Origin of the sequence: Curtobacterium sp. MCLR17_032 (assembly GCF_003234795.2) — a bacterium.
GTDB lineage: Bacteria > Actinomycetota > Actinomycetes > Actinomycetales > Microbacteriaceae > Curtobacterium.
On sequence record NZ_CP126268.1, the window covers coordinates 2,555,293 to 2,580,354 of the forward strand.

Consider the following 25,062-nt stretch of genomic DNA (forward strand, 5'->3'; position numbering starts at 1 on the left):
TGTCGGAACCGTCCGGTAGAATGCGACATGTCCGCTCGGTCCTCGTGGCGGTCAGCCGTCCCGATCACCGCCTTCGGAAGAGACCATGCCACGCAAACCGGACCCGACGCTCAAGCCCGCGATCGTCTGCAAGGTCACGGACCACCTCCACCACACCCGGCTCGAAGACGTCTCGGTCCGCAGCCTGGGCCGGGTCCTCGGCACGAGCGCGTACCCGATCGTGTACCACTTCGGCTCGCGGGACGGCCTCATCGACGCCGTCGTCGAACACCTCAGCCACCCGGTGCTGTCGGTCTGCCTCGACCCGGACGCCGACGAACAGGCCCTCGCCGACCACCTGGTCCGCGTCTTCGGTGGTCTCGACGACGCCGAGCGCTTCCTGGCGGCACGCCTGACGTTCGAGCTCGGCTCGGTCGAGTGTCTGTCCGACCACGACCGACACCGCCGTCTGCACCGGGCGCACGTGGACATGCTCGCCGCCTGGGCCCGGGCGCACGGCGCCGACGACGCCACCGCCCGCCGCGCCGCAGGGGCCGCCGTGCTCGCTGCCCGGGGCGCGCAGTGGGGTGCGGTCCTCGACGGTGACGTCGCCCACACCGACGCGGTCCTCCGCGGTGTCGCCCGCCGGCTCGCCGCCGAGGTCGACGTCGCCGCTCGCTGACCGAGCAGCGGGCTGCGGGCGGGCAGCGGCCGGCGGGCGGTGCCGGCGACCGACGACCGGTGACCGACGACCAGCGACCGACGACCAGCGGGTCCGACCGCACCACAGGACGACGGGAGGCCCGGTACCAGCTGGTACCGGGCCTCCCGTTCGTCAGGTGGTCGCCTCAGCGACCCGCGTCGGTGACACTCAGAGCGTGACGAAGCTCTGCGACTTGGCGTTCTCGAAGCGCGCGGCCACGTTCTCCCAGTCGACGATGTTCCACACGGCCTTGACGTAGTCCGCCTTGACGTTGAGGTAGTCGAGGTAGAAGGCGTGCTCCCACATGTCGAGCATGAAGATCGGGACGAGACCGAACGGGATGTTGCCCTGCTGGTCGAACAGCTGGAACGTGGCGAGCTTCTGGCCCACGACGTCCCAGGCCAGGACGGACCAGCCGGAGCCCTGGATGCCGTTGGCGACCGCGGCGAACTGGGCCTGGAACTTCTCGAACGAGCCGAAGAACTCGTCGATCGCGGCGGCGAGCTCGCCCTCCGGGACCTTCGTGTCCGGGCCGAGGTTGGTCCAGAAGATCGAGTGGTTCACGTGCCCACCGAGGTGGAACGCCAGGTCCTTCTCGAGCTTGTTGATCGCACCGAAGTTGCCGGACTCGCGGGCCTCGCCGAGCTGCTGCAGGGCGGTGTTCGCGCCGGTGACGTACGCCTGGTGGTGCTTGTCGTGGTGCAGCTGCATGATCTTGCCGCTGATGTGCGGCTCGAGGGCGGCGTAGTCGTACGGGAGCTCGGGCAGGGTGTACTCAGCCATGGGCGGTCCTTTCGATCGGTGATGTGGGGTGCGGGGCTCCGCGGCTCACGAGAGCCGGGAACGATCGGTCAGGGAGTGGAATTCCCGGTTGTGGTAGACCAGCGGCTCGCCACGGTCGAGCCCGACGACGATGTCGAGCACCTCGGCGACGACGACGGTCGAGCTGCCGATGGGCGTGGTCGAGAGCGGGCGGCAGCGCAGGGCGCTGGCGGCGTCGGGGAGGTAGCGGTCGCCCGAGGGCAGCCGTCCCCAGATCGGGTCGTCGGCCGCGGGGCTGCCGGTGGAGGCGAAGCGCTTGGCGAGGGCCACACCGCGGGCGTCCATCAGGTGCACCACGAACAGCGGTGCGCCGAGGACGACCCCGGCGGACCCGGAGTTCGTCGAGAGCGAGAACACCAGCACGGGCGGGTCGACCGCGACCGAGGCGACGCTCGACGCGGTGAGGCCGGTCGGTCCGTCCGGGCCCTCGGCGGTGATCACGGCGACGCCGGCGGGGTGCCCGCGGAAGGCGTCCTTGTAGGCGGCGGTGATGTCGGCCGTGGTGGCGTCGACCGGGGCGGCGTCGGGCATGTCAGTCGTGGTCGTTCCTCGTTCGTGGGTGCGGCCGCGGTCGTCGCGGCCACCTCCCAACGTAGGACCTGTGCCCGGGTGCCGGTCCATGATTCACAGGATCGGCTCATCCCCGGGCGTGCCGCGACGTCGCGCGAGCGCCCCGCGACGCGGACGGATGCGGCGACACGGGCCGGGCTGTCTCTGCCGCGGGTCAGCGCTTCCGCAGCATGACGACGGCGCCGGCCGCCGCGACGACCATGAGCGCCGCAGCGACGCCCGCCGTCGTGGTGACCCCGGAGTCGAAGGCGGCACGCGCCGACTCGAGCAGCGCCTGCCCCGCCGACCCGCCGAGCTGCGTCGCCGCGGCGACGGCTCCGCCGAGGGTCTCCCCCGCTGCGGTGTGCGCGGTGGAGGACAGCCCGTCCGGCACGACCACGTGTGCCCGGTACGCGGTGGCCAGGATGGTGCCGAGGACGGCGGTGCCGAGCACGGCGCCGATCTCGTACGCGGTCTCCGAGATCGCCGATGCCGCGCCGGACTTGTGCGCCGGCGCGGTCGAGATGATGAGGTCGTTCGTCACGGTCTCGGACGCACCGATGCCGATGCCGAGCAGCACGAACGCGAACGCCAGCGCGGCGATCGAGGCGTGGTGGCCGAGCACGGCGACGAGGGCGTACGCGGCGGCCGAGAACAGCAGCGACACGGACACTACCCAGCGCGGTGCGACCCGGGCGACGACGGGCACGACGGCGAGGCCCGCGATGATCGTCAGGACGGCACCGGGGATGAGCACCACACCGCTGGCGAACGGGTCGAGGCCGGCGACGAGCTGCAGGTGCTGCGCGATGAAGAACAGGAACCCGGTGAGCGAGAACATCGCGGCCATGTTCATGAGGACGCTGCCGGTGAAGGCGGTGCTGCGGAACAGGCGCATGTCGAGCATCGGCGTGCGGGAGCGCAGCTGCCGCCGGACGAACGCGATGCCGCAGAGCACACCGACGGCGACCATCGCGATCGCGAGACCGCGCTCCTCCGGGTGGACGAGGGACTTGATCGCCCAGACCGTGGGGGCGAGGGCGCCGAGGGACAGCAGCATGCTCGGGACGTCGACGGGCCCGGGCTCCGGGTCGCGGGACTCGGGCACGCAGAACGGCACGGCGACGAGCATCACGACCAGGATCGGCACGGCGACGAGGAAGACGCTGCCCCAGTGGAAGTGCGCGAGCAGCACACCGCCGACGAGCGGGCCCAGGGCGTTGCCGGCGGCGAACATCGTCGACCAGACCGCCAGGGCCAGGCGCCGTTCGCCGGCGTCCGGGAACACGTTGCGGATGATCGAGAGCGTCGCCGGCATGAGCATCGCGCCGAAGACACCCATCGCGAGGCGTGCGGCGACGAGCATCCAGGCCTCGGTGGCGAACGCCGCGGCGGCGGAGAGCAGGGCGAAGCCGGTCGCGCCGATGACGAGGATCCGGCGGCGGCCGATGCGGTCGCCGATGCTGCCCATCACGACGAGCAGGCCGGCGAGGACGAGCGGGTAGGCGTCGACCATCCAGAGCTGGGTGGTCGCGTCGGGGTGCAGGGCGCGCGAGATCGAGGGCAGCGCGAAGCTCAGGACGGTGTTGTCGACCGAGATGAGCAGCACCGGCAGCATGAGCACCGCGAGCGCGGCGAACCGGGAACCACGACTGGTGGTGATCCGGGTGGCGACGGGGCTGGTGAGCAGGGCGGACATGGCGGACTCCAGGACTTCGAGCGTGTCGCGCCGTCGGCCACGAGGGGCCGAGCGCAGACGAGACGGGACGCGGAAGTCGTCACGCGCCCCGTCAGGGTTCCGTTAGTGTACCGTCCGGACGGTGGTGGTTGCAAATGCAACCAATGGCGGACGGGAGGCGCGGATCCGGCCCGCCCCGTGCCTCCCGTCCGGTGGTCGACCAGTCCCCAGGTCAGGAGGACTGGTCACAGGTCAGGCGGACTCGCGCACGACCAGCCGGTGGCGGACGACCCGCTCGACCGACGGACCGGACCGCGGCAGCGAGCCGTCGAGCATGCCGAGTGCCAGGTCGACCGCGTGCCGCGCCACCTCGTCGAGGTCGACCGCGAGTGTGGTGAGCGTCGGTGCGACGAGCGTTCCGAGCGTCAGCCCGTCGATGCCGATGACGCGGACACGGTCGGGGACCTCGGCGTGGGCGCGACGGCAGGCGGCGAGCGCGCCGAGGGCCATCACGTCGTTGAACGCCACGACGGCGTCCAGACGAAGGTGTCGTGTGAGCGCCGCGGTCGTCCCCGCGGCACCCGCGTCGGCCGAGGCCGCGGTGGCGACGACGTGCGTCGGGAGGTACCCACGGCGGCGGAGCGCGTCGAGCAGGAGGGCGCCACGGGTGCTCGGCTCCCCCGGTGCTCGGGCAACCGTGGGCGCGTCGAGGACGAGGGGGTGCTTCACGCCGACCGAGACGAGGTGGTCGGCGAGGGCCTCCACCGCGTCCGTCGGGTCGAGCCGGACGGCACCGCGTGTGGGGACACCGTGCGGGTCGAGCTCGACGACCGGCACCGGACCGAGGTGCTCGATCCACTCCGGTGCGCGGGCGCCGAGGTAGCCGATGACGACGTCGCTCTGGGCGCCGAGGTCCTGCACCGACCGGTCCGAGTCACCCGCCAGGCCGACGTCGGCGAGCATCACGTTCCACCCGCGGGCTGCGGCCAGTCGGAGGACCGCCGCGGCGAGTTCGGGTGAGTACGGGTTCCGCAGGTCGTCGACGAGCAGTCCGAGCTGGTGCGCGCCGCCGGAGACGAGGCCCCGGCCGAACCGGGACGGCCGGTAGTCGAGCGCCGCGGCGGCGGCGAGGACCCGTTCCTTCGTGGCGTCGCTGATCCCCGGCAGACCGTTCACCGCGCGGGTGACCGTCTGCCGGGAGACCCCGGCGGCCGCGGCGACGTCGAGGATCGTCGCGCGGCCGCCGGTGCCGGTCAGCTGCGGAGGTCGAGCCATGCCACCTGCTCGGGCGTGAGGTCGACGGTCAGGCCGAGCATCGACGAGCGGGCCTCGGCGATGGTGCGCGGGCCGAACAGCGGGAACGTCGGGAACGGCTGGTGCAGGACGTAGGCCAGGGCGATCGCGGTCGCCGGGACGCCGTACTGCGCGCCGAGCTCCTCGGCCCGGCGCAGGCGTTCGAAGTTGGCGTCCGAGTAGTAGCACCGGACGAGTTCGGCGTCGCTGGTGTCGTCCGGTCGGGCACGGCCGGTGAAGAACCCGCGGGCCTGCGACGACCAGGGCAGCAGCGGGACTTGGCGCTCCTCGAGCCACTGCTTGGACGCGGCGTCGGTGACGTGCTCGCACCCGGCCCAGGGGACGTCGAGCGCCTCGGCGAGGCCGAAGTGGTTGCTGAGCACCTCGAACCCGTACTTGCCGTTCGCCGCGGCCCAGGCGTTCGCCTCGTCGAAGCGGGCGGGGGTCCAGTTCGATCCGCCGAACACCCGGATGCGGCCCGCACGGCGGTGTTCGTCGAGGACGTCGACGAACTCCCCGACCGGGATGTCCGGGTTGTCCCGGTGCATCATGTAGACGTCCGCGTAGTCGGTGCCCTGGCGTTCCAGGCTCTCGAGCAGCTGGCGGGTGAGCGACTCCGGGTCGCAGTGGGGCGTGTGCGCACCCTTGGTGATGACGACGACGTCCTCCCGGATGCCGCGGTTCCGGATCCAGGCGCCGAGTCGGCCCTCGAGCACGCCGCCGCCGTAGACGTAGCCGGTGTCGAAGACCGTGCCGCCCTGTTCCACGAAGTGGTCGAAAATCGCACTCGCGTGCGCCAGGTCGGGCTGGTTGTCGACGCCCATCACCAGACGGGAGACGCGCTTGTCGATGCCGGGGAGCTGGCCGTACGTCATCGGGGCGTCGGACGCGACGGCGAGCGGGCGGCCGCTGACGGTGGGGATGTCGGCGGTCTCGGCCTCGAACGGGTAGCGCAGGCCGATCGCGGCGCGCCAGCGGTCGAGCGTGCGGGCGGCGGCGAGGCTCTCGTCGGTGGTCATCTGCGGTGCGTCGACCCGGCCGGCACGGAGTGCGTCGATGGTGGCGTCGGCTTCGAGTCCGTAGGGGGCGGCACCCGCGAAGGACGTCTCGGTCGGTGCGGCGTCGACGGTGCGGACCTCGATCACCGGGTCGCCGCCGATGGTCCAGGGGTCGCGGAGCGTGATCGTGCCGCGGGTGCCGTGCACGACGACGGCGTTCGTGTCCTCGACCTGGACGCCGGTGCGGAGGCTCGCGGTGATGCCGGTCGGGTACGTCGCGCTGGCGACGGTCCACTCGTCCACCCCGGTCGGCCCGAGGGTCCCCACGGCGTGCAGCTCGACCGGCTCGGCGACGCGGACCCCGGTGGCGGCCTGCACGATCGCCGCGGTCATGGTGACCGGGTAGCAGCCGACGTCGAGGATCCCGCCGCCGGCGGTCTCGACGTCGAAGAGCCGGCCGGTGCGCTCCTCGGTCCGGAACGCGAAGGACGCGTCGACGTGGGTGACGGTGCCGACCGTGCCGTCACGGACGAGGTCGAGGAAGGCGGCGGTCTGCGGGTGGAAGCGGTACATGAACGCCTCGACCAGTGGCAGGCCGGCCTGGCGGGCGGCGTCGACGAGCGCCATCGTCGTGCCGTGGTTCGGCGTCAGTGGCTTCTCGCAGAGCACGGCCTTGCCGGCCCGGAGTGCTGCGAGGACGAGGGCTGCGTGCCCGGTGTGCACGGTCGCGATGTAGACGGCGTCCACCCGCGGGTCGGCGAGCACGTCGTCGTAGGTGCCCGCGGTGACGTCGGGGAACCCGTGCTCGGCGGCCTCGTCCGCGAAGGCCTGGGCCCGCTCGAGTGACGAGCTGCCGGCGGCGACGAGTCGGCCGCTGCTGCTGGACAGCTGGGCGAGGAAGCGGCGGGCGATGCCCCCGGGGCCGAGGACCGCCCAGCCGGGGGTCATGTCGTTCGTGGTGGGTGTGGGGGTCGCGGTCTGCGCTGACATGCGGATCCTGTTCGTCGTGAACCTTCACGGTCGGAGCGAGGCTAGCCGCGGACAGCCCGCAGAACAAGGGTGCGTGAACGTTCACGGCGACTGTTCGCCCCGGTGGGTCCCTAGACTCGTGCGCATGGCAAGTGCTCGCGACCGCGTCCTCGACAGCTTCGTCGCCATCGTGTGCGAGGACGGCGAACGTCCCGCGACCCTCGACGCCGTCGCCGCCCGCGCCGGTGTCTCGAAGGGCGGACTGCTCTACCACTTCGGCTCCAAGGCGGCCCTGGTCGAGGGGCTGTGCGAACGGCTCGCCGACCTGTCCGCGCTGGACATCGAGCGGATGCGTTCGGCCGAGGACGGTCCCGCGCGCTACTTCGTCGAGAACTGCCAGTTCGTCGGCAGTGAGCTCGACCTGGCCCTGCTCGCCGCCTCGCGCCTGCAGCAGGCCGGGTACGAAGAGGCCGGCCGGACCCTCGACGAGACCGAGAACGCCTGGCTCGCCACCCTGGTCGACGCGCTCGGGGACGTCCCCACCGCGCAGGCCGTCAAGCTCCTGGGCGACGGGCTGTACCACGCGGCGTCCCTCGGGGCGGCCAGCGACGTCCGCCCGGACCGGGCCTCGGTGGACATGGCGGCACTGCTGCAGGTCGTCGACCGCCTGATCGCGACGAAACCGGCTCCGTGAACCAGCGCACCCGGTCCTGGGGATAGACTGAGTTCGTTCTACCCGCTGATTCCCGGAGGTACCACCGTGGGCCGCGTCATCGCTGCTGTCTTCTCGATCCTGCTGCTGCTGGTGTCGATGTACCTGTTCGGGTTCGCGTTCCAGGTCGCCTCCGGTCAGGCCTTCGTGTTCATCGCCGGCGTGCTGCTGATGAGCCTCTCCTTCTTCCTGCCGATCCACGTGTTCGGCAAGCGGTAGTCACACACCGCACACGCAGAACGGCCCCGCACCTCTCGGTACGGGGCCGTTCTGCATGCGCGGGCCGTTCTGCATGCGCGGGCCGTTCTGCATGCGCGGGCCGTTCTGCGTGTGCAGGCCATTCCGCGTGCAGCCGCAGGTCAGGCGTTGGTGCGCAGCTCCCGCAGGGTGACGGCGGTGGCGACGGCGGCGTGTGCGGCCTCGGCGCCCTTGTCCTCCTTCGACCCGGGCAGCCCGGCACGGTCGATGCCCTGCTGCTCGTCGTCGAGGGTGAGCACGCCGAAGCCGACGGGCTTGCCGGTGTCGATCGCGACCTTCGTCAGTCCACTCGTCGCCGCATCCGAGACGTACTCGAAGTGCGGGGTACCGCCGCGGATGATGACGCCGAGGGCGACCGCCGCGTCGAAGCCGGACTCGAGCGCGACCTTCGCGACGACCGGCAGCTCGAAGCTGCCCGGCACGGGGACGACCTGGGCCGTGGCACCGAGCCGTTCGATCTCGCGCTGCGCCCCGGCCAGGAGCCCGTTCGCGATGACGTCGTGCCACTGTCCGGCGATGACCGCGACCCGGATGCCGCTGCCGTCGACGAGCTCGCGCTCCGCCGCTCCTGCTCCGCTCATGCGTGTGTCCCTTCGGTGCGGGCGACGTCCGCCGCCCGTTCGGCCGCGTCGAGCCAGGTGGCCAGCGCGGCGATGGTGATGACGGGCACGCCCTCGCGTGTCCCGAGTCCGACGAGTTCCGGCAGGCGCATCATGCCGCCCTGCTCGTCGACGATCTCGCAGATCGCCGCCGCGGGGCGCAACCCGGCGGCGGTGACGAGGTCGATCGCGGCTTCGGTGTGCCCGGCGCGCTCGCGGACCCCGCCGGCCCGTGCCCGCAGCGGCACGACGTGCCCCGGTCGGTGCAGGTCGTCGCGGACCGAGGTCGGGTCGGCGAGGACCCGGAGCGTGCGGGCCCGGTCGTGGGCGCTGATGCCGGTCGTCACGCCGACGGCCGCGTCGACCGTGACGGTGTACGCGGTGCCGCGGACGTCCTCGTTGTGCTGGACCATCGGCGGCAGGTCGAGGGCGTCGGCGATCTCGGCACTGACGGGCGCGCAGATGAACCCGGACGAGTGCGCGACCGTCCAGGCGATCCACTCCGGGGTGGCGAGTTCGGCGGAGAGGACGACGTCACCCTCGTTCTCACGGTGTTCGTCGTCGGCGACGATCACCGGGCGACCGGCGGCGATCGCGGCGATCGCCTGCTCGACGGAGGAGAGCCCCGGGGCGGCGGCGGGGGCGGGGGCAGTGGTGACCGCCGGCGCGGTGCTGACTGCGGGCGAGACGGGGGCGGTGTCGGCGGCCATCACCGGGCCTCCGCCCCGACCGACGCACCGGCGGCGACAGCACCAGCGGCACCGGTGGCAGCAGCGTCAAGCCGCAGCATCCGGCGGACGTGCCGTGCCAGGACGTCGGTCTCGATGTTGACACGGTCGCCGGGCACCCGCACACCGAGCGTGGTGGCGGCCAGGGTCTCCGGGATGAGGCTGACCTCGAACCAGGCGGCGTCGGGCGCCGTGGACTCCGGCGACACCGCACTGACCGTCAGCGAGACGCCGTCGATGGCGATCGAGCCCTTGTCGACCACGAGCGGGCTGAGCTCCGGCGTCAGCGCGAACCGCACCCGCCGCCAGCCGTCTCCGTCGTCGGTCTCGAGGACGGTCGCGGTGCCGTCGATGTGGCCCTGCACGATGTGGCCGCCGAGGCGGTCCCCGACCGAGGCGGCGCGCTCCAGGTTGACCCGGTCGCCGGACCGCAGCGACCCGTGGGCGCTCATGTCGAGCGTCTGCTTCATGACGAAGGCGGTGAAGGTCTCCGGGGTCTGCTCGACGACGGTCAGGCAGACGCCCGAGACCGAGATCGAGTCGCCGTGCTGCGCGTCGGAGACGACGAGCGGGCCGCGGACGGTGAGCGCGACGGAGTCGCCTCGTTCGTCGACGGCGGTGACGGTGCCGAGTTCCTCGATGATGCCGGTGAACACTGGTGTCCTCTCAACGGGACTCCAGGGCGCGCGACGGTCGTCGGCGGGCGGCAGGTGGGGTCGCAGAACGACCGTCATCTTCCGTCAGCGCTTCCTCCCGTCCGGACTTTCACCGTCGGTCCCGGAATTGCACCGGGTCAACCCCGCCCCGGGCGGACCCGGCGCGGCGCTCGTGGACTGTCACCACCGGTTCGGACTTGCACCGACCCCGGAGCGCTTGCGTGTCCCCGACGATACCCCAGCCCCCCGACCGTCGCGGGCGGACCATCCGCCGGACGTCACGCGGCGTCTCGGAGGCGTGGCGGGCCTCCCGTCCGGCGACCAGGGCGTCGACGGGGCGCGGACGCGGACGCGCCCACCCGCGCTACCCGCGCCCACCCGAACGCGACCACCCGCACCGACGGGACGCGCTCAGCCGCGCCCCCGGACCAAGGCGAGCGCCTGCCGGAGCGACAGGTCGGGCAGGTACGCGCGGACCACCGCGACGCCGATCGCGGGCAGCGCGACCGGGTCCGGGTAGGCGAGGACGAGCGGTTCGAGTTCGGGGCCGAACTTCCGCTTGAACCGCAGCAGCGAGCGGAACCCGTAGACCGGCTCGAGGACCCCGCCGACCAGTTCCAGCAGCGTCTCGACGCCGTCGCCGGTGGACCCGGTGCCGGGCGTGCGGGCGAGCGGCGCGGCGGAGAGGCCGAGCCGTTCCGCGCCCTGCTCCCGCATCACGTCGGCGGCCGAGGCGACCAGGAACTCCATCACGCCGTTCGGGGCGTCCGTCCGACGTCGCATCACGTCGAGCGTCCAGCCGACCACGCGGCCCTCGCGGTGTGACGGCAGCCAGCTGGTGACGCCGAGGACCGTGCCCTCGGCGTCCTGGGCGACGAGGGTGCGGACGGCAGGGTCGCGCATCTCGTCGAGGCTGCCGAGCGTGAAGCCCATCTCGGGGAGCTCGCGGTCGGCGACCCACTCCTCGGAGATCGCCTCGATCTGCCGGGTGGTCGCGACCGGCAGGTCCTGCCACGACGACCAGGTGGCGGTGAAGCCGGAGCGCCGTGCCTTGTTGACGGCCGTGCGGACGTCCTGCTTCCGGCTGCCCTTCGTCGTCCAGTCCCGCGGGTCGAACGACGCGTCCTCGGCGACCGGCAGGGTGCGCCAGCCGAGCGCGGTGAGGGCCGAAGCGCTGGTGGTGTCGATGCCATGGAAGACCGCGGTCCAGCCGTTGTCGTCGCAGTGGCGGGCGAACTCGGTCAGCGCCGACACCCGCGCGTCCGGCCAGCCGAACGGGCCGAGGGCCACCGCGACGGTGCCGGTGCGGCGGTAGGCGACCCCGGCGCGGCCGTCGGCGGTGAACCAGTGCGCGCTGCCCGGCCACGTGGCCATCCACCCGAACGTGTCGCCGCCGCCCGCGACGAGCAGGGCACGGGCACGCTCGCGGTCCACGGCGGACACGTCGGCGTCGGTCGCGCCGGGGGCCGCACCGGCCGGTCGGATCGCGGCGACGGCGACCACGGCCCAGAGCAGCGGCCCGACGAGGCTCAGCACGGTCCGGAGCCCGGGGTCCCGGATCGGCAGGTCACGGTGGTGCACGACCGGTGACAGCGGTCCGAGGACGGCGACCACCAGCCCGAGCGGGTCGTGCACCCGCACCGGCGCGGCGTCGGCGCTGATGTACACGACGGTCGCCAGCACCGCGGCGGCGGCCAGGACGGTCACCGCGAACGCGACGACCCGGCGCCGGGCGACCGCGACCGTGAAGGACCGCCGCAGCAGGACGAGGACGAGCGCGGTGACGAGCGGGACCGCGACGGACGCGGCGATCGACAGCCCCACGACGAGGTCGTCATCGGACCCGCGGAGCTGGTCGACCCGGCCGGGCACGTGGGTGTAGGTCACGGCGGCGGCGATCCCCGTGACGGTGTCGACCACGACGACGAGCCACACGGCGAACCGGCTGCCGCGGAACAGCCCGATCGCCCCGACGACGAGCACGAGCAGCGGCGCGATCGCCAGCAGCAGGGACCAGGGGTCCGTCGCGCGGTACGTCAGCAGACGGTGCAGGCACTCCCCCGCGACGCCGTCGGCACGACAGGCGGACGGCTGGTCGGCCGGCCCCATCCCGACCACCGCGGCGATCGGCGCGAGCAACCCGACCCGGGCGCGGGACACCAGCGCGATCACCGGTCCCACCGCGGACACCAGGACGACCGTGCCGAGCAGCACCCGGGTCTCGCGGTGCGAGCTGCGGGTCCAGCCGGTGCGCTTCGGGGTCCGTCGGAACACCTCGCCGAGTCCCCAACCGGCAGCCGTCGCGACGACGGCGGAGAGGTCGGCGGTGTGCCCGGCGTAGAGGAAGAGGGTGAGGACCACGGCCAGCGCGTTCACCCGGATCCGACGGCGCCAGAGCGGGCCGGCGAACGCACTCGCGGTGGTGACCGTGCCGAGGATCGCCGTCCAGGGGTCGAGGCCCTCCGCCCCGGACAGCAGGGCGGCACCACGGCGGCCGTCCGGGTCGATGACGCCGACGACGGCTGCGGCCGCCGCGCCGACGACACTCGTCGCCAGGAACGCGGAGACCGTCCGGCGCGACCCCATCAGCCGCTCGGAGGCACCCAACAACAGCACGACGCCGGCGAGCGTCAGGATCAGGGCGAGGACACCGGTGGTGACGGCGAACACCCGGAAGGGGACGAGTGCGTCCGGCACCGGCCGTCCGTGTGCGAACCGCAGCGCCGCCGCGGTGACGGAGGCGACGAGCACCAGGAGGAGGACGACGGCCGTGACCGGCTGTCGGGTGACGGCGTGCCGCACCGACCGGGAGGCCCGCCCCACGTCGCGCAGGACGCGCGCGGCCGCCTCGTGGCCGGCTTTCGGCGGGGCTGCCTTCGGCGGGGCTGCGGGTTGCGGCGCGGCCGCCTCGTGGCCGGCCTTCGGCGGGGCCGCGGGCTGCTCCGGAGCGGCGCTGTCGGGTGCGCCCTTCGCGGTCATCGACGGACCCCGTCCACCGGCAGGCCGAGGTGGGCGATCACGGTCGGGAGGCCGCGGCCGAGGACGTAGCGGACGGTGTTCCAGTCGTGGGCCGAGCCCGGCGAGACGATGAGCGTGGTGGCGATCCCGGCGCGTTCCGACGCGGCACGGAGCGCGAGCGTCGAGGCCTTGTAGGGAGCGTCGTCCTCGCCGTACCCGAACACGGTGAAGTGGTCGTGGTAGGGCGTGTGGGCGGCGAGCAGGGCCTCCGGCGTGGCCTTGAGGTAGGCCGGACGCGAGCCGCCGAAGCCGACCGCGATCGTGTGCTGGAGGTCGCCGTTCGCCGGGGCGATCTCGCTGGAGATGGCGAGGGTCGTGCCGAACACCTCCGGGTACGCGCTCGAGAACTGCATGGCGCAGGTCGCTCCCTGCGAGAAGCCGCCGATGCCCCACGCCGCGCTGCCCGAGGCGACGTCGAGGTGCTGGTGGATCCACCGGACCGTGTCGGTCATCACGTAGGTCGCACTCCGCCCGAGACGACGGCTGTCGACGCACATCGGGTTGTGGCCGGGTGCCCCGAGCTGGTCGGGCGAGACGACGATCGGCGCGATGCCGTGGTGCGTCGACGCGTAGCGGTCCAGGAACGACCCGAGGCGGCCGGTCTGGAACATGTCGGACGGTTGACCCGGCTGCCCGGAGAGCGCGACGAGCACGGGCAGGGTCGGCGGGTCCGCGACCTGCGCGGCCGGCGGCAACCAGACGACGGCGGGGCGGGCGTGGAAGTGCGAGACCGTCGCCGGGATGCGGACGGCGATCGTGCGGCCGTGTGCCGGCATCCCCTTCGGTGCGGTCCAGGTCGCCGCGTCGACGATCCGCGCACCCGGTCGCGCCGCGTGCTGGTGGTCGAGGGTGCTCAGCGGGTAGGGGTTCGGGGTGACGGCCTCGCCGATCGTCCGGTACGCGCCGAAGTCGACGTTGATGCCGAGGCCCGCCGTGAGGGCGACCGCCAGGGCCGCGCCCAGCCCGACGATGCGCCGGCCGTTGCCGCCCTGCACCAGGACGACCAGGAACAAGAGGACCGCGGCCGCCGTGAAGGCGACCCACATGCGCGTGACGGGCGTGAACGACACCCCGAAGAGGTCCTGGACGTCGCCGAACCACCAGACGGCGACCAGCCCGATGCCCGAGCCGACCGCCATGGCCGCGATCCGCACCAGCACCCCGGGGAGGCCCCGGTTCCACCGGCGTCGGGGCGGGTGCTCCGACGCGTCCGCACCCTTCGTCCGGCCGTGGGGTCCGAAGACCGTCAGGAGGACGAGGACAACGGCGACGACGTCCACCGGCACGAGGACGGCCGGGAGGACGATCGGGAGCTGGAGCAGTTCTGAGGGCACGCGTTCATCGTGCTGCCGTCCAGCTGACGCACAGCTACTGGTCGGCTGCCGCTGTGTTCAGCAAGCGACTGTGGCAGTTCAGGAGGCGTACAGCACTCCCACAGGAAGGGTCCTGATCACTCATCACCTTGCGGTGAGTGTCGCCCATCGAGCTCGTTCACCGGTCGCTCCGGCTCTGCTGCGCGGCTCTCGCGGTCCTGCTGGCGAGCGACCCGCGGTCCGAGCGCGAACAGGAACGTCCCGGCGACGGCGCACGCGATGGTGGCTGCCAGCAGTGGTGGCCACGGGGTGGAGTCCGTCCCCGCCGCGAGCACCGTCAGGAGGACCAGCGCCGCCAGCAGCGGGCCGAAGATCCATGCCAGCCAGAGTCGGTACCTGCGCATCATCACCTCATGGTGCACTGGCTTCTCGACGGGCGTCCGGCTCATGACCGGCACGTCCATCGGCGTCGGCATCGCTGGCTTCGCCCGCCAGCGGCCGTGAGTGACGGAGAGGGTCCGGGGAGGGTCAGAAGTACATGCGCCCCTGCGCGATGTCAGCTTCGGCCTGCCGGAGAGCCTCCGCGACTTCGGGGTCAGTGCCTTCGAAGTCCGCGGCCCGAGAGCCGAAGTCGGTGAAGCGGTGCATGACGCTCCACAGCACGAGGAACACCGCCAAGACCACGCCGGTTGCGATCCACCACCACATGCGGGCAGCGTAAATGCGACCGACTGAAGGTGCAAGCACTGAGATGCGCCGTTGCACCATCGTCTCCCTGCCCGATCAGAGGATGAGCGCGACGGGGACGGACACTGCTGTCAGGACGAGTGCAACTGGCCAGAACCAGTACCTGAACGGACGACGTCGACGCCATGCGTGAGTACCGAACGCCGCCAGGAAGATGACCACGAGCAGGACCGCCACACCACCGACCATCGTCGCTCCGCCAAGCGCTTCATCCCGGTTCATCTGCGCGACATCGAGCTCGTTGTCGGTCGGTCCGGGCCAACCGAAGCTGCGTGCTTCGTCGAGAGCCATCGCGACCAAGGACGCCATGACGAACAGCACGACGGCGAAGGGAAGAGTCAGCAGCCACGCGAGCCAGGCTCTTCCCGTTCCCGTCTCAGCAGAACCGGACTGGTTGGTCACACGACGCACGGTACGGGATCCACCGCAACGAGAGCGCGTCCCGTTGCCCGATCAGCGGGGCGCGACTCCGAGCCCGTCGTCATCGAGTGTCCGATCGTCGCAAGTGACCCGGGTCGCTCTCGTAGCGGCAGTGTCGTCCGCGGGCTCGGCCATCGTGGTCGGACCGTTCTCGCCGCGGGTGCCGTCGAGCTCGATGGGTGTCACCGCGATCTGGTCGATGTCCGATGGGGCGCCCGCGGGTCGATCCGCGAGGAGTCCGACCAGATGGCGCGCTCCGTTGATGCTCGTGCATCCCACGCAGGTGTCGTGTTGCCCGGTGAGGTCGAACTGGTACTGGTCGCCCTCGGTGTTCGTGACTTCCTCGAATGCGCAGCCGGTCCAGCGGTACAGATCGACATCACGGCTGCCCGCGACGAGCATGACGACCGGTCCGTTGCCCTGACCAGACACGTCGGCAACCAACGCAGTGGGTTCGGCACCGCCAGAGAGGTCGCGGGGACGCACGGAACTGGTGAGACCGGTGCTCGTCGTCACACCGAACCGGCCGTCCTCGGTCACCCACTGTTGGTCAGCCTCGAGATCCCCGTCCACATCGATCGTCGAAGCGGTCCTCGCACCGGCCGGGCCACCGTCATCGGATGCCGGGCAAGGCTTCGATGCCTTGGCTGAGGTCGGTGTCGGTGTCGGTGTCGAATCACTCGAAGCAGCTGGTGGCCGCGATGTCGGTTCGGCGGCCGTCGGCGACTCACCCGTCCCACTGCACCCGGTCAGCAAGACGAACGACATCGCCGTGGCCACGAATGCGCTGGTGCGCAGGACAGTGCTCCCCGTCGAACTCATCGGATCAGGGTGACTCCTGTTGCATCAGCCACGCAACCTCCACGCGCTTCGTCTGGTCAACGAATCCCCTACCGGGCTTCCGGACGAACGTCGTCGTCCTCTGCGTCCAGCGAGGCCAGGTAGTCGGCGTTGCCGCGCAAGGCCGGCTTGTACCGGTCGAGTTCCGGGGCGTCCACGTGATCCGCGAGGAGCACGAGGAGGCTCGCGAGTGCGGTGTTCGGCCGGCCATCGGCGTGGAACGTCAGGGCCTCGAAGGCTCCGAGGGCGACGGACTCAGGGAACTCAGCCCGGGCCCGCGCGAAGGCCCGGAGCGAGTCGTCGATGCGGCCGAGGTTCCGGAGGGTGCTCCCGTACTGGAGGAAGCAGCGGCGCCGGAGATCTCCGGTGAGTCCTCGTTCCATCGCTCGCTCGTAGTACCCCAGCGCCGTCGCCTCGGCTCCCGCCGTGTCGTACGCACCCCCGAGCTCGTAGAGGACTCGAGGGTGCTCCGGGTGCTCCTCGTGGATGGGGAGCAGCGCGTCGATGGTCGGCTGCATGTCCTCGCGGTTCCGGGCGGCGAAGATCGCATCGAGTTGCGCGTCGATCGCGTCGGACATGGTCGGCCGTTCCTCCCGTTCGAGCAGTCACGCGACCGCGCCGAAACAGTACCGGCCGTCTCGATGGCCGACCTCCACCGGTCGGCGGCCGAGGTCGTCCGATCGAGGCCGGTACCTGGAGCAGGCCCCCGCTGCCGCGCCCGGTGCCACCGTCCGGTCACCCGCGGGTCACGTGCTGTTCACCCGCTGCCGCTACCCCTGCTTGTCGGACCACTGCCCGAGGTCCGACATCGGAGGACCCATGAACACCCGCGCCGCGCTCTCCTGCGTCGCCGTCGCTGCCATCGCCTCGCTGATGGTCGCGGGACCGGCGCACGCCGACGATGACACCAACGTCTACAGCAGCAAGCAGCCCTACATCGCCCCCAGCAAGTCGGACATCGACGCGTACTCGCCGGCGCCGACGGGCTACGCGCCCGTCGCCACGGAGTCGGTCGCCCGACACGGATCCCGTGGGCTCTCCGCCTACAAGTACGACGCGCTGCTACACCGTCTCGCCGCGACCGCGCAGGCCGAGAACGGGTTCCTGACGCCGGAGATCGGGAAGAGCTTCTCCGCGAACCTGGATGCCATCACCGCCGCGAACGTGGCGAACGGCTACGGCATGCTCACCGGCCAGGGCGCAGCCCAGCACCGCGGCATCGGAGCGCGAGCCGCACAGCGCAACGCGCCACTCTTCGCCGAAGCGGCACGATCGGGCGGACGTGTCGTCGCCGAGACATCGGGTGAAGCCCGCGCCACAGAGTCAGGCGAGAACTTCCTGAAGGGCTTCGGGCTCACGGGAGTCACGCTCGAGCCGCGCCCTGACCTGCTCTACTTCCACGAGGTCGAGAACCCGGACGGCACCGAGAAGGCCGTGGGCTCCCCCGAGCGCGAGCGCGCCCAGGCGTACGAGGACTACATCGCCGAACAGACCGGTGACGGCGGCACGATCGCGGCGGCCTTGCACTACATCGAAGCGAAGCCGCGATCGGTCCAGGCGGCGGACGACGTGCTCTCCGGCATCTTCACGCCCGAGTTCATCGCCACGATCGGCACGGACAAGGCGCACACCTGGTACAACACCGCCGACGGTTCCAAGGGCGGCGCGGTGACGTGCGCGCCCGGCGCCGACACGAAGGCCGATCCCGATGCCTGCGGCGATCCGAAGAAGTCCATCAAGACCACTGTCGACGCGGCGATGGCGCTGTACAACCTGTACATCATCGCGGCCGACATGCAAGAGGAGAACGTCGCTCCGCACCGGTTCGACTTCGCGCAGTACTTCGCGGGTCGGCCGGCGGACGCCGAGTGGTTCGCGTACCTGCTCGACGCCGAGGACTTCTACGAGAAGGGCCCGAGCCTCGCCGGGCATGACGAGACCTACTCGATCGCCAAGCCCCTGCTCGACGACTTCTTCTCCACGATCGACGCCCGCGCCGCTGGTGGCAACGTGGTCGCGACCTTCCGCTTCGCGCACGCCGAGACGATCATCCCGTTCGCTGCGCTGCTGCGTCTGCCGGGATCCACCGTGGCCGCGCCCGACAACTCCGCTCCGAAATCGGACGCCGACGTCTACGACGACGCCACCAATCCGTGGCGCGGCTCCGAGGTGACGCCGATGGCCGCGAACGTGCAGTGGGACGTCGTGTCGCGAGCGGGCACCGACCCCGCTACCGGAGCGGCCTACACGCCGCTCGTGCGCATGCTCTACAACGAGCGGGAGATCGCGTTCACCTCCGGATGCCGTGCGGTCGCCCCAGGGTCGCACTGGGTCAAGGAGACCGAGCTCAAGCGGTGCCTCACCGGCACGGCGATGACCGAGAGCCCGCTGATCGCCGAAGCCGCGCCCGCGCCGACGCCTCCCCCGACTGTGACGCCCACTGCTGCGCCCACCAAGAGTCCGACCCCGACCTCGACCCCGACACCGACACCAGCGGCTCAGGGCGCCGATACGCCGACGACCCGGGCGAAGGGGACGCTGGCCGCGACCGGAGCACAGTCACCGCTCGAACCGGCGTTGTTCGCGACGCTGCTCCTCCTGGCCGGTGCCGGAACCCTGTTGGTGCGTCGCGCACGTCGCCACAGCGAGTGACACCGATGCGGAGTGGCGGCTGCGCGAGACCACCGCTCCGCCGTGCCGCACCCGCCCGGAAGACGCCACCAGCCCGACTGCGAGCAGGGCATGCGGGTGCGGAGCACCGGGGGTCCCGGTACTCCGCACCCGTTCAGCGGGTCGTCGTCAGTGGCGGCGCCGCAGGGTCATCGTCCCGAGGCCGGCCAGGAGCAGCAGCAGTGCCGCGATGGCCGGGAGGACCGGCCGGTCCGCTCCCGTGTAGGCGAGCGTGCCGGTGGTGCTGGTCGTGCTGGTGGATGCGCGGGTCGTGCTGACCCCGCTGCCCGTCGCCGTCATGACGACCGGGGTGGCAGCGGAGCGGGTGGTGACCGCCGCCGCCGGGGTGACCAGCGCGGCCGGGGTCGCCGGGGTGGTGACCGGGACGGTGGTGCCGGGGTTCGTCCCCGTCGCCGGGGTGACTCCGGTGGTGGGGTCCGTGGTGCCCGGGTCCGTCGTACCCGGCGTCGTCGTACCCGGCGTCGTCGTACCCGGCGTCGTCGTACCCGGCGTCGTCGTACCCGGCGTCGTCGTACCCGGCGTCGTCGTACCCGGCGTCGTCGTACCCGGCGTCGTCGTACCCGGCGTCGTCGTACCCGGCGTGCTGCTGGAACCGTCGCCGATGACGCCGACGCCGTTCCCGCCGATGGTGACCGGGATGGTGATCACGGGGATGATCTGGGTACCGGAGCCGATGCCGCCTTCGCCGGAGGTCGTCCCTCCACCGACGGGCGTGGTGCCGGTGCCCGTGCCGGTGGTCGAACCGCCGGTGCTCGTGCCGTCACCGATCACGCCGATGCCGTTCCCACCGATCGTGACCGGGATGTCGATCACGGGGATGACCTGCGTCCCGGAGCCGATGCCACCCTGGCCGGAGGTCGTCCCGCCGGAGACCGGCGCGCTGCCGGTCCCCGTGCCCGTGCCGGTGGTCGAACCGCCGGTGCTGGTGCCGTCACCGATCACGCCGATGCCGTTCCCGCCGATCGTGACCGGGACCGACACCACGGGAGCGACCTGCGTGCCGGAACCGACACCGTCCTCCCCCGAGGTCGTCCCGCCCGAGACCGGCGCGCTGCCGGTTCCAGTGCCGGTGCCGGTGGCCGAACCACCGGTGCTCGTGCCGTCACCGATCACGCCGATGCCGTTCCCGCCGATGGTCACCGGGACCGACACCACGGGGGCGACCTGCGTGCCGGAACCGACACCGTCCTCCCCCGAGGTCGTGCCGCCCGAGACCGGCGCGCTGCCGGTTCCAGTGCCGGTGCCGGTGGCCGAACCACCGGTGCTCGTGCCGTCACCGATGACGCCGATGCCGTTCCCACCGATGGTCACCGGGACCGACACCACGGGAGCGACCTGCGTGCCGGAGCCGACACCGTCCTCCCCCGAGGTCGTCCCGCCCGAGACCGGCGCGCTGCCGGTCCCGGTGCCGGTGCCGGCGCCGGTGGTCGAACCGCCGGTGCTGGAGCCGCCGGTGCTCGTACCGTCACCGAGGACCCCGATGCCGTTGCCGGTCACCGTGATCGGCACGGAGACGGTGCCGAGGAGCTGCGTGCCGGAGATGAGACCGTCAGAGCCCGACGTCGTCGAGGAGGGCGCGCCTCCCGTCGAGCCGGAACCGGCCGGGGTGCCGGAGGTCGACGGACCGGCGCTCGCGGCGCCGTTCCCGAGGACCCCGATGCCGTTGCCCGACACCGTGACCGGGATCGAGACGTCCGGCAGGACCTGTGTGCCGGACAGGAGGCCGTCCGCGCCCGAGGTGGACGCGGGCGTCGCCGCCGGAGCGGCGGTGGCCGGCGCGGTGGCCGGAGCCGAGGTGCTCGAGCCGGTGCTGGTGGCGTCTCCCGCGACGGCGACGGCGTTGCCGCCGACCGTCACCGGGAGGTCGACGTCGCCAGCGACCTGGGTGCCGGAGAGGACGCCGTCCGTGCCACTGGTCGTCGGAGCCGGAGCCGGTGCCGGAGCAGCCGGTGCCGGTGCCGCCGGAGCGGGTGCCGCCGGAGCGGGTGCCGGCGCAGCAGCCGCGTCGCCGAGCACGCCGACGGCGTTGCCGGTGACGGTCACGGGAGCCGCGACCTCCGGCACCACCTGAGTGCCGGACGCGATGCCGTCAGAACCGCTCGTCGTCGCGGCGGGTGCCGGTGCCGGAGCAAGTGCCGCCGGAGCGGGTGCAGGTGCCGGTGCCGCGGGTGCCGGAGCAGGTGCCGCCGGAGCGGGTGCCGGTGCCGCGGGTGCAGGTGCCGGTGCCGCCGGAGCCGGCGCAGCCGCCGGGCTCGTGACGGCCGAGACCGCGTCGCCGACGATGCCGAAGGCGTTGCGGGTGACGGAGACCGGCGCGTCGACGTTCGGCGCGATCTGGGTCCCGGAGGCGATGCCGTCCGCTCCGGTGGTCGTCGCCGCGTTCGCCGCGACGGCTCCACCGAGCGTCAGCCCGCCCACGCAGAGGGCGAAGAAGAGCCCTCGGGTGACGTTCTTGTTCATGGTCGTTCACTCCTGATCGAGATGGTTGGTCGACCGCACGGAGGCGGTCGGTGACGCGTCCTGCCGTGGCGGGCAGGTGCGCCGATCTCAATCGGGGGCGACGTCGTGGTCGCCGACGAGCGATGCCGGGAGGGCCTCGTCGGTGACCGGGCCGCGGTGACCCGCGGCGAGGGGGGAGGTCTGTGCGTCGGCACCGACGGTGCCGATCGGGTTCGCGCCGCCGGAGCTGCCTGCGGCGGATCCGCCTGCGGTGCCGCCGGTGGCGCCCTCGAACGGTGCGTGCACGGGCACGCCACCCTCCGGGAGGACGAGGGCCTCGCCGCCGAAGGTCGCGGCAGCGAGGGGGGTCGATGCCGTGCCGGCAGCGAGCGGACCGTCGACGGCCGCCGAGGTGCTCGTGCGGACGACGGACGGGGAGGGCACGGTCGTGGTCTGGTCAGCTGCGCCCGTGCTCGTGCTCGTGCTCGTGCCCGGCGCGGCCGCGGTCGTCGTGGCGTGCGCGGCCTCGGTGGCCGACCCGGCGACGGCGGGCGTTGCGGGAGCGGCCGGCTCCGGGACTCCCGGCAGGATCGGCGCGACCGAGCCTCCGGTGCCGGGGGTGACGCCGACGGGGACGGAGGGGACGTCGACGACGGGGAGGGAGCCTCCCGGCAGGAGTCCGCCACCGACGCCGGGAAGGTCGCCGACGACGCCGGGCACCTCGGACACGACGCCGGGCAGGACGCCGACGACGCCGCCGACCGTTCCCAGCGCGTCGTCGACGGTGCCGGTGACTGGTGCCGTGACGGTGCCGAGCGTGTCGTCGCCGAGCAGTCCGCCGACGACCGGGAGGCTCCCGACCACCCGGTCGACGACGGCCACGATCGCGGTCACCGGGCGGTCACCGGCGACGTCCTGCACGGCCCCGGTGACGGGGTCGAGGACGGTCGCGACGGTGTCGGTGACGGGCCGGGAGGCGCTCACGGCCGACACGACGCCACCGACGAGCGATGTGCCCGGGTGGGTCGTCGGCGTGCCTGCGGGGGCTCCGGAGTCGTTCGCGGGGGCGTTCGCCGGGGTGCCGGTGTGGCTCGACGGCTGGCCTGCCGAGGTGGGCGCGGGAGCAGTGGTCGGGGCCGCGTGCGAGCCCGCCGGTGCGGGGGCCGGAGCGGGGACCGCGGGGGCTGCTGCAGGGACCGGAGCGTGGGCGGCCGGAGCCGGTGCCGGAGCGGCTGCGACCGGGGCCGCCGGAGCGGGTGCCGGCGCTGCCGAGGCGGGCGCCGCCGGAGCGGGCGCCGGCGCTGCCGGGGCCGGGGCGGGTGCCGCCGGTGCCGGCGCGGGGGCCGCCGGGGCCGGCACGTGGGCCGGACGGGCGGGGGTGACGACGTTGCCGACGGCCCGTCCGACGCCCTCGACCGTCCCGCCGACGCCCGACACGACACCGCCCAGCAGGCCGTCCGAGCGCTGCGACGAGGTGGTCTGCGCGCTGGTCGAGGGAGTTCCACCCAGGCCGAGCACCCCGGCTGAGGCGGGCCGAGCACCGAAGAAGAGCGACAGCAGCACCAGTGCCAGCGCGATGCCGGAGGCCATGAGGGCCCAACGGATCACCGCGTCGAGGGGTGCACGCATCGATGCGTCCATGCGCTCACCTCCTGATCTCGGCTGCGCACGTAGAGTGGTTGACCGGCACGGTACGCCTGCACAGGTGCCGTGCGGAACCCATTCCCAAGAAAAAGTCAGGAACCGTCGTGCCCTCGACCTTCAGCGCCCCGACCCGCAACCTCGACGTCGTCACCCTGCACGAGATCCTCCGCCTGCGGCAGGACGTGTTCGTGGTGGAACAGGCCTGCGCCTACGACGACATCGACGGCCGCGACCTCGAGCCGGGCACGGTGCAGTTCTGGGCGGGCAGTGGGTCCGTCGACGCCACCCTGCGTCTGCTCCGCGAGCCCGACGGCACCGAGCGGATCGGCCGTGTCGCGACGGCAGCGCACGCCCGTGGCAAGGGCCTCGGCGCCGCGCTCATGCAGGCGGCCATCGCCGAGAGCCGCTCGGAGCGGATCAGCATCAACGCGCAGGCGCACCTCGGCGAGTGGTACGCGCAGTTCGGCTTCGTACGCTCGGGCGAGGACTTCCTCGAGGACGCGATCCCGCACACCCCGATGGTCCGCACCCGCTGACGGCCCCGGTCCGGCGGGCTCAGGCCTGCCAGCGGCGCAGTTCGCCGTAGGACCGGGCCTGGAGCTCCCGGTCCGCGACCAGCCGTTCGAACACGATCGACGTCTGCGTCGTCGCGACGGACGGGTCCCCGCTCAGCTCGTCGGCGACGAAGTCCCGCAGTTGCTCGGTCGACGTGCAGGCGATGTGCACGAGGAAGTCCTTGTCGCCGGCCAGGAACGACACGTCGAGCACCACCGGCACCCGGAGCAGGCGTTTCGCGAACTCCCGCAGCTCGTGCCGGGCGGCGGCGTGCACCCGGACGGAGACCATCGCCTCGATCGAGAACCCGAGTCGGGCGATGTCGACCTCGGCCCGGTACCCGGTGATGATGCCGGCGTCCTCGAGTGCCCGGACCCGCACCAGGCAGGTCGACGGTGCGATGCCAACGGCGGCGGCGAGCCGGTTGTTCGGGATCCGGGCGTCGGAGGCCAGGACCCAGAGGATCCGCTCGTCGACCTCGTCGAGGCGCGGCGGTGGGGCGTCGGGTCGGCGGACGATGCGGTCGGACACGGCACCACCGTAACGCCGGTCACATCGCCAGGGTCATCCCGACCACGGCGACGGTCATCGCGAACACCTCGCCGCTGCGCACGGCGCGACGGTCCTCCCGGGCCCACTCGTACCGGAGCAACCACCCGCTGAAGGCGCAGTAGCCGATCACGCCGGCGCCGAGCACCGCGGTGAGGACCAGGGCGTGGGCGTGCACGCCACCTCCGCCGAGTTCGGACGCGTGCCCCATCAGCAGCATCCCCGCCATCACGACGGCGGAGAGCGCCCGGTGCACGTCCATCGGCTCGGCGCGACGACCGTCCCGCCGACGTCGGCGCATCACGGGCATCGGCGCGAGGAAGAGCAGCAGGGCTGCAGCGATGATCGTCCACGACGGGCCGGCCTGCACGACGGGCATGAGCATCGCGACGAGCATCACGGCCGCGGGGACGATCACACCGGGACGCGGGCGGTACCGGTCGCCGACGATGCAGCACACCGAGGCGAACTGCGGCACGACGAGCATGGCGTCGGCGACGGTCCCGTGCACGGGTGGGGTCAGCCCTCGGTGCGGGCGGCGCGCTCCTGCTTCACGCGCACGTTCTCGGTGCGGACCGCGGCCTGGGTCGAACGCTCCTGCACGAGCCACGCGGGCATGTCCTGCAGGAGCTGCTTGATCTGCTCGGTGGTGAGGACGTCGTCCACGCCGGCGCGGGCGAGTCCGGAGATCGAGACCCCGAGGCGCGCGGCGACGACCGGGCGGGGGTGCGGACCGTCACGACGGAGGTCCTGCAGCCACGTCGGAGGTTCGCTCTGCAGTTCGTCGAACGTCGTGCGAGCGATCGGGCCCGCACGGAACGACTCGGGTGTCGCCGAGAGGAGGATGCCGAGCTTCTTGGCAGCGGTCTCGGGCTTCATGGTCTGTTCCTGGGCCATGGTGA

24 protein-coding genes, 1 pseudogene and 1 riboswitch are annotated in these 25,062 nt (G+C 72.5%); of the genes and pseudogenes, 5 read left to right on the top strand and 20 right to left on the bottom strand.

Translation table 11 applies throughout. The annotated features are described in order from the left end of the window. The first annotated feature begins 85 nt into the window (after positions 1 to 85). Positions 86 to 661, top strand: a complete 576-nt coding sequence (locus tag DEI97_RS12010) for a hypothetical protein (RefSeq protein ID WP_111074386.1) — start codon at positions 86 to 88, stop codon at positions 659 to 661. A gap of 189 nt (positions 662 to 850) precedes the next feature. Here DEI97_RS12010 and DEI97_RS12015 read toward each other — a convergent pair whose 3' ends face one another. From DEI97_RS12015 to DEI97_RS12035, 5 genes are all read right to left on the bottom strand, one after another. Next, positions 851 to 1,465 carry a superoxide dismutase gene (locus DEI97_RS12015; protein ID WP_111074387.1) on the bottom strand — a complete coding sequence of 205 codons (615 nt, stop codon included), beginning with the start codon at positions 1,463 to 1,465 and terminating at the stop codon, positions 851 to 853. 45 nt (positions 1,466 to 1,510) lie between these two features. Then, positions 1,511 to 2,035 carry a flavin reductase family protein gene (locus DEI97_RS12020; protein WP_111074388.1) on the bottom strand — a complete coding sequence of 175 codons (525 nt, stop codon included), beginning with the start codon at positions 2,033 to 2,035 and terminating at the stop codon, positions 1,511 to 1,513. Positions 2,036 to 2,228: 193 nt separating this feature from the next. Further along, on the bottom strand, positions 2,229 to 3,752 hold the full coding sequence (locus DEI97_RS12025) for an MFS transporter (RefSeq protein WP_111074389.1): 1,524 nt from the start codon (positions 3,750 to 3,752) through the stop codon (positions 2,229 to 2,231). A 231-nt stretch (positions 3,753 to 3,983) separates the two neighbouring features. After that, the gene (locus DEI97_RS12030) at positions 3,984 to 5,006 is read right to left on the bottom strand and encodes a LacI family DNA-binding transcriptional regulator (RefSeq protein ID WP_111074390.1); all 1,023 of its coding nucleotides are present in this window, start codon (positions 5,004 to 5,006) and stop codon (positions 3,984 to 3,986) included. After that, a complete protein-coding gene (locus DEI97_RS12035) occupies positions 4,985 to 7,012 on the bottom strand; it encodes an aldo/keto reductase (protein ID WP_111074391.1) in 2,028 nt (675 codons plus the stop codon). Before DEI97_RS12035 ends, DEI97_RS12030 begins: the two co-directional genes overlap by 22 nt. A gap of 124 nt (positions 7,013 to 7,136) precedes the next feature. On the opposite strand from DEI97_RS12035, the gene DEI97_RS12040 reads away from it, so the two are divergent. Both DEI97_RS12040 and DEI97_RS12045 read left to right on the top strand, forming a co-directional pair. Then, entirely contained in the window at positions 7,137 to 7,685 is a 549-nt protein-coding gene (locus DEI97_RS12040; RefSeq protein WP_111074392.1) for a TetR/AcrR family transcriptional regulator, read from the top strand. A gap of 66 nt (positions 7,686 to 7,751) precedes the next feature. Further along, a complete protein-coding gene (locus DEI97_RS12045; protein ID WP_181439189.1) occupies positions 7,752 to 7,922 on the top strand; it encodes a hypothetical protein in 171 nt (56 codons plus the stop codon). Positions 7,923 to 8,062: 140 nt separating this feature from the next. On the opposite strand, the gene ribH is transcribed toward DEI97_RS12045, so the two are convergent. The 10 genes and pseudogenes from ribH to DEI97_RS12095 form a co-directional block, all read right to left on the bottom strand. Further along, positions 8,063 to 8,542, bottom strand: coding sequence for a 6,7-dimethyl-8-ribityllumazine synthase (ribH, locus tag DEI97_RS12050; RefSeq protein WP_111074393.1), 480 nt, complete (start codon positions 8,540 to 8,542; stop codon positions 8,063 to 8,065). A gap of 38 nt (positions 8,543 to 8,580) precedes the next feature. Next, a pseudogene (gene ribB / locus DEI97_RS12055) lies at positions 8,581 to 9,270 on the bottom strand (3,4-dihydroxy-2-butanone-4-phosphate synthase); the annotation flags it as partial. After that, entirely contained in the window at positions 9,270 to 9,944 is a 675-nt protein-coding gene (locus tag DEI97_RS12060; RefSeq protein ID WP_111074395.1) for a riboflavin synthase, read from the bottom strand. The gene DEI97_RS12060 and the pseudogene ribB, both read right to left, overlap by 1 nt. An 85-nt stretch (positions 9,945 to 10,029) precedes the next feature. Beyond that, positions 10,030 to 10,163, bottom strand: a riboswitch (FMN riboswitch). Positions 10,164 to 10,355: 192 nt separating this feature from the next. Beyond that, positions 10,356 to 12,923, bottom strand: coding sequence for a DUF2156 domain-containing protein (locus tag DEI97_RS12065; RefSeq protein ID WP_111074396.1), 2,568 nt, complete (start codon positions 12,921 to 12,923; stop codon positions 10,356 to 10,358). Further along, on the bottom strand, positions 12,920 to 14,296 hold the full coding sequence (locus DEI97_RS12070; RefSeq protein ID WP_111074397.1) for an alpha/beta hydrolase: 1,377 nt from the start codon (positions 14,294 to 14,296) through the stop codon (positions 12,920 to 12,922). The genes DEI97_RS12065 and DEI97_RS12070 overlap by 4 nt, the downstream gene beginning before the upstream one ends. 116 nt (positions 14,297 to 14,412) lie before the next feature. After that, positions 14,413 to 14,739, bottom strand: coding sequence for a hypothetical protein (locus tag DEI97_RS12075; protein WP_111074398.1), 327 nt, complete (start codon positions 14,737 to 14,739; stop codon positions 14,413 to 14,415). Between the two features lie 64 nt (positions 14,740 to 14,803). Beyond that, the gene (locus DEI97_RS12080) at positions 14,804 to 14,983 is read right to left on the bottom strand and encodes a hypothetical protein (protein ID WP_146248094.1); all 180 of its coding nucleotides are present in this window, start codon (positions 14,981 to 14,983) and stop codon (positions 14,804 to 14,806) included. A gap of 75 nt (positions 14,984 to 15,058) precedes the next feature. Next, positions 15,059 to 15,424, bottom strand: a complete 366-nt coding sequence (locus tag DEI97_RS12085; RefSeq protein ID WP_146248095.1) for a hypothetical protein — start codon at positions 15,422 to 15,424, stop codon at positions 15,059 to 15,061. 51 nt (positions 15,425 to 15,475) lie between these two features. Beyond that, on the bottom strand, positions 15,476 to 16,264 hold the full coding sequence (locus DEI97_RS12090) for a hypothetical protein (protein WP_146248096.1): 789 nt from the start codon (positions 16,262 to 16,264) through the stop codon (positions 15,476 to 15,478). Between the two features lie 68 nt (positions 16,265 to 16,332). Continuing rightward, complete coding sequence (locus DEI97_RS12095; RefSeq protein ID WP_111074402.1) at positions 16,333 to 16,860, bottom strand: tetratricopeptide repeat protein; 528 nt, start codon at positions 16,858 to 16,860, stop codon at positions 16,333 to 16,335. A 241-nt stretch (positions 16,861 to 17,101) separates the two neighbouring features. Between DEI97_RS12095 and DEI97_RS12100 the strand changes: the two genes are divergently transcribed. Then, a complete protein-coding gene (locus DEI97_RS12100; RefSeq protein ID WP_111074403.1) occupies positions 17,102 to 18,934 on the top strand; it encodes a histidine-type phosphatase in 1,833 nt (610 codons plus the stop codon). Positions 18,935 to 19,081: 147 nt separating this feature from the next. On the opposite strand, the gene DEI97_RS12105 is transcribed toward DEI97_RS12100, so the two are convergent. Both DEI97_RS12105 and DEI97_RS12110 read right to left on the bottom strand, forming a co-directional pair. Then, on the bottom strand, positions 19,082 to 21,433 hold the full coding sequence (locus tag DEI97_RS12105) for a cell wall anchor protein (RefSeq protein ID WP_284158273.1): 2,352 nt from the start codon (positions 21,431 to 21,433) through the stop codon (positions 19,082 to 19,084). An 87-nt stretch (positions 21,434 to 21,520) separates the two neighbouring features. Continuing rightward, positions 21,521 to 23,053 carry a hypothetical protein gene (locus tag DEI97_RS12110; RefSeq protein WP_284158274.1) on the bottom strand — a complete coding sequence of 511 codons (1,533 nt, stop codon included), beginning with the start codon at positions 23,051 to 23,053 and terminating at the stop codon, positions 21,521 to 21,523. A gap of 107 nt (positions 23,054 to 23,160) precedes the next feature. Between DEI97_RS12110 and DEI97_RS12115 the strand changes: the two genes are divergently transcribed. Continuing rightward, positions 23,161 to 23,592, top strand: coding sequence for a GNAT family N-acetyltransferase (locus DEI97_RS12115; RefSeq protein ID WP_220034040.1), 432 nt, complete (start codon positions 23,161 to 23,163; stop codon positions 23,590 to 23,592). 19 nt (positions 23,593 to 23,611) lie between these two features. On the opposite strand, the gene DEI97_RS12120 is transcribed toward DEI97_RS12115, so the two are convergent. The 3 genes from DEI97_RS12120 to DEI97_RS12130 are packed head-to-tail and all read right to left on the bottom strand — an operon-like array spanning position 23,612 to position 25,057. Then, on the bottom strand, positions 23,612 to 24,142 hold the full coding sequence (locus DEI97_RS12120) for an Lrp/AsnC family transcriptional regulator (RefSeq protein ID WP_111074651.1): 531 nt from the start codon (positions 24,140 to 24,142) through the stop codon (positions 23,612 to 23,614). 19 nt (positions 24,143 to 24,161) lie between these two features. Continuing rightward, positions 24,162 to 24,671 carry a hypothetical protein gene (locus DEI97_RS12125; RefSeq protein WP_111074652.1) on the bottom strand — a complete coding sequence of 170 codons (510 nt, stop codon included), beginning with the start codon at positions 24,669 to 24,671 and terminating at the stop codon, positions 24,162 to 24,164. An 8-nt stretch (positions 24,672 to 24,679) separates the two neighbouring features. After that, positions 24,680 to 25,057 carry a DUF5997 family protein gene (locus DEI97_RS12130; protein WP_110902580.1) on the bottom strand — a complete coding sequence of 126 codons (378 nt, stop codon included), beginning with the start codon at positions 25,055 to 25,057 and terminating at the stop codon, positions 24,680 to 24,682. Positions 25,058 to 25,062 lie beyond the last annotated feature (5 nt).

What these genes read in the sequence shown, in the direction of transcription:
- DEI97_RS12010 (WP_111074386.1), top strand. Translation starts at nt 86, where the DNA reads ATGCCACGCAAACCGGACCCGACGCTCAAGCCCGCGATCGTCTGCAAG.
- DEI97_RS12015 (WP_111074387.1), bottom strand. Translation starts at nt 1,465, where the DNA reads ATGGCTGAGTACACCCTGCCCGAGCTCCCGTACGACTACGCCGCCCTC.
- DEI97_RS12020 (WP_111074388.1), bottom strand. Translation starts at nt 2,035, where the DNA reads ATGCCCGACGCCGCCCCGGTCGACGCCACCACGGCCGACATCACCGCC.
- DEI97_RS12025 (WP_111074389.1), bottom strand. Translation starts at nt 3,752, where the DNA reads ATGTCCGCCCTGCTCACCAGCCCCGTCGCCACCCGGATCACCACCAGT.
- DEI97_RS12030 (WP_111074390.1), bottom strand. Translation starts at nt 5,006, where the DNA reads ATGGCTCGACCTCCGCAGCTGACCGGCACCGGCGGCCGCGCGACGATC.
- DEI97_RS12035 (WP_111074391.1), bottom strand. Translation starts at nt 7,012, where the DNA reads ATGTCAGCGCAGACCGCGACCCCCACACCCACCACGAACGACATGACC.
- DEI97_RS12040 (WP_111074392.1), top strand. Translation starts at nt 7,137, where the DNA reads ATGGCAAGTGCTCGCGACCGCGTCCTCGACAGCTTCGTCGCCATCGTG.
- ribH (WP_111074393.1), bottom strand. Translation starts at nt 8,542, where the DNA reads ATGAGCGGAGCAGGAGCGGCGGAGCGCGAGCTCGTCGACGGCAGCGGC.
- DEI97_RS12065 (WP_111074396.1), bottom strand. Translation starts at nt 12,923, where the DNA reads ATGACCGCGAAGGGCGCACCCGACAGCGCCGCTCCGGAGCAGCCCGCG.
- DEI97_RS12075 (WP_111074398.1), bottom strand. Translation starts at nt 14,739, where the DNA reads ATGGACGTGCCGGTCATGAGCCGGACGCCCGTCGAGAAGCCAGTGCAC.
- DEI97_RS12080 (WP_146248094.1), bottom strand. Translation starts at nt 14,983, where the DNA reads ATGTGGTGGTGGATCGCAACCGGCGTGGTCTTGGCGGTGTTCCTCGTG.
- DEI97_RS12090 (WP_146248096.1), bottom strand. Translation starts at nt 16,264, where the DNA reads ATGAGTTCGACGGGGAGCACTGTCCTGCGCACCAGCGCATTCGTGGCC.
- DEI97_RS12095 (WP_111074402.1), bottom strand. Translation starts at nt 16,860, where the DNA reads ATGTCCGACGCGATCGACGCGCAACTCGATGCGATCTTCGCCGCCCGG.
- DEI97_RS12100 (WP_111074403.1), top strand. Translation starts at nt 17,102, where the DNA reads ATGAACACCCGCGCCGCGCTCTCCTGCGTCGCCGTCGCTGCCATCGCC.
- DEI97_RS12105 (WP_284158273.1), bottom strand. Translation starts at nt 21,433, where the DNA reads ATGAACAAGAACGTCACCCGAGGGCTCTTCTTCGCCCTCTGCGTGGGC.
- DEI97_RS12110 (WP_284158274.1), bottom strand. Translation starts at nt 23,053, where the DNA reads ATGGACGCATCGATGCGTGCACCCCTCGACGCGGTGATCCGTTGGGCC.
- DEI97_RS12130 (WP_110902580.1), bottom strand. Translation starts at nt 25,057, where the DNA reads ATGGCCCAGGAACAGACCATGAAGCCCGAGACCGCTGCCAAGAAGCTC.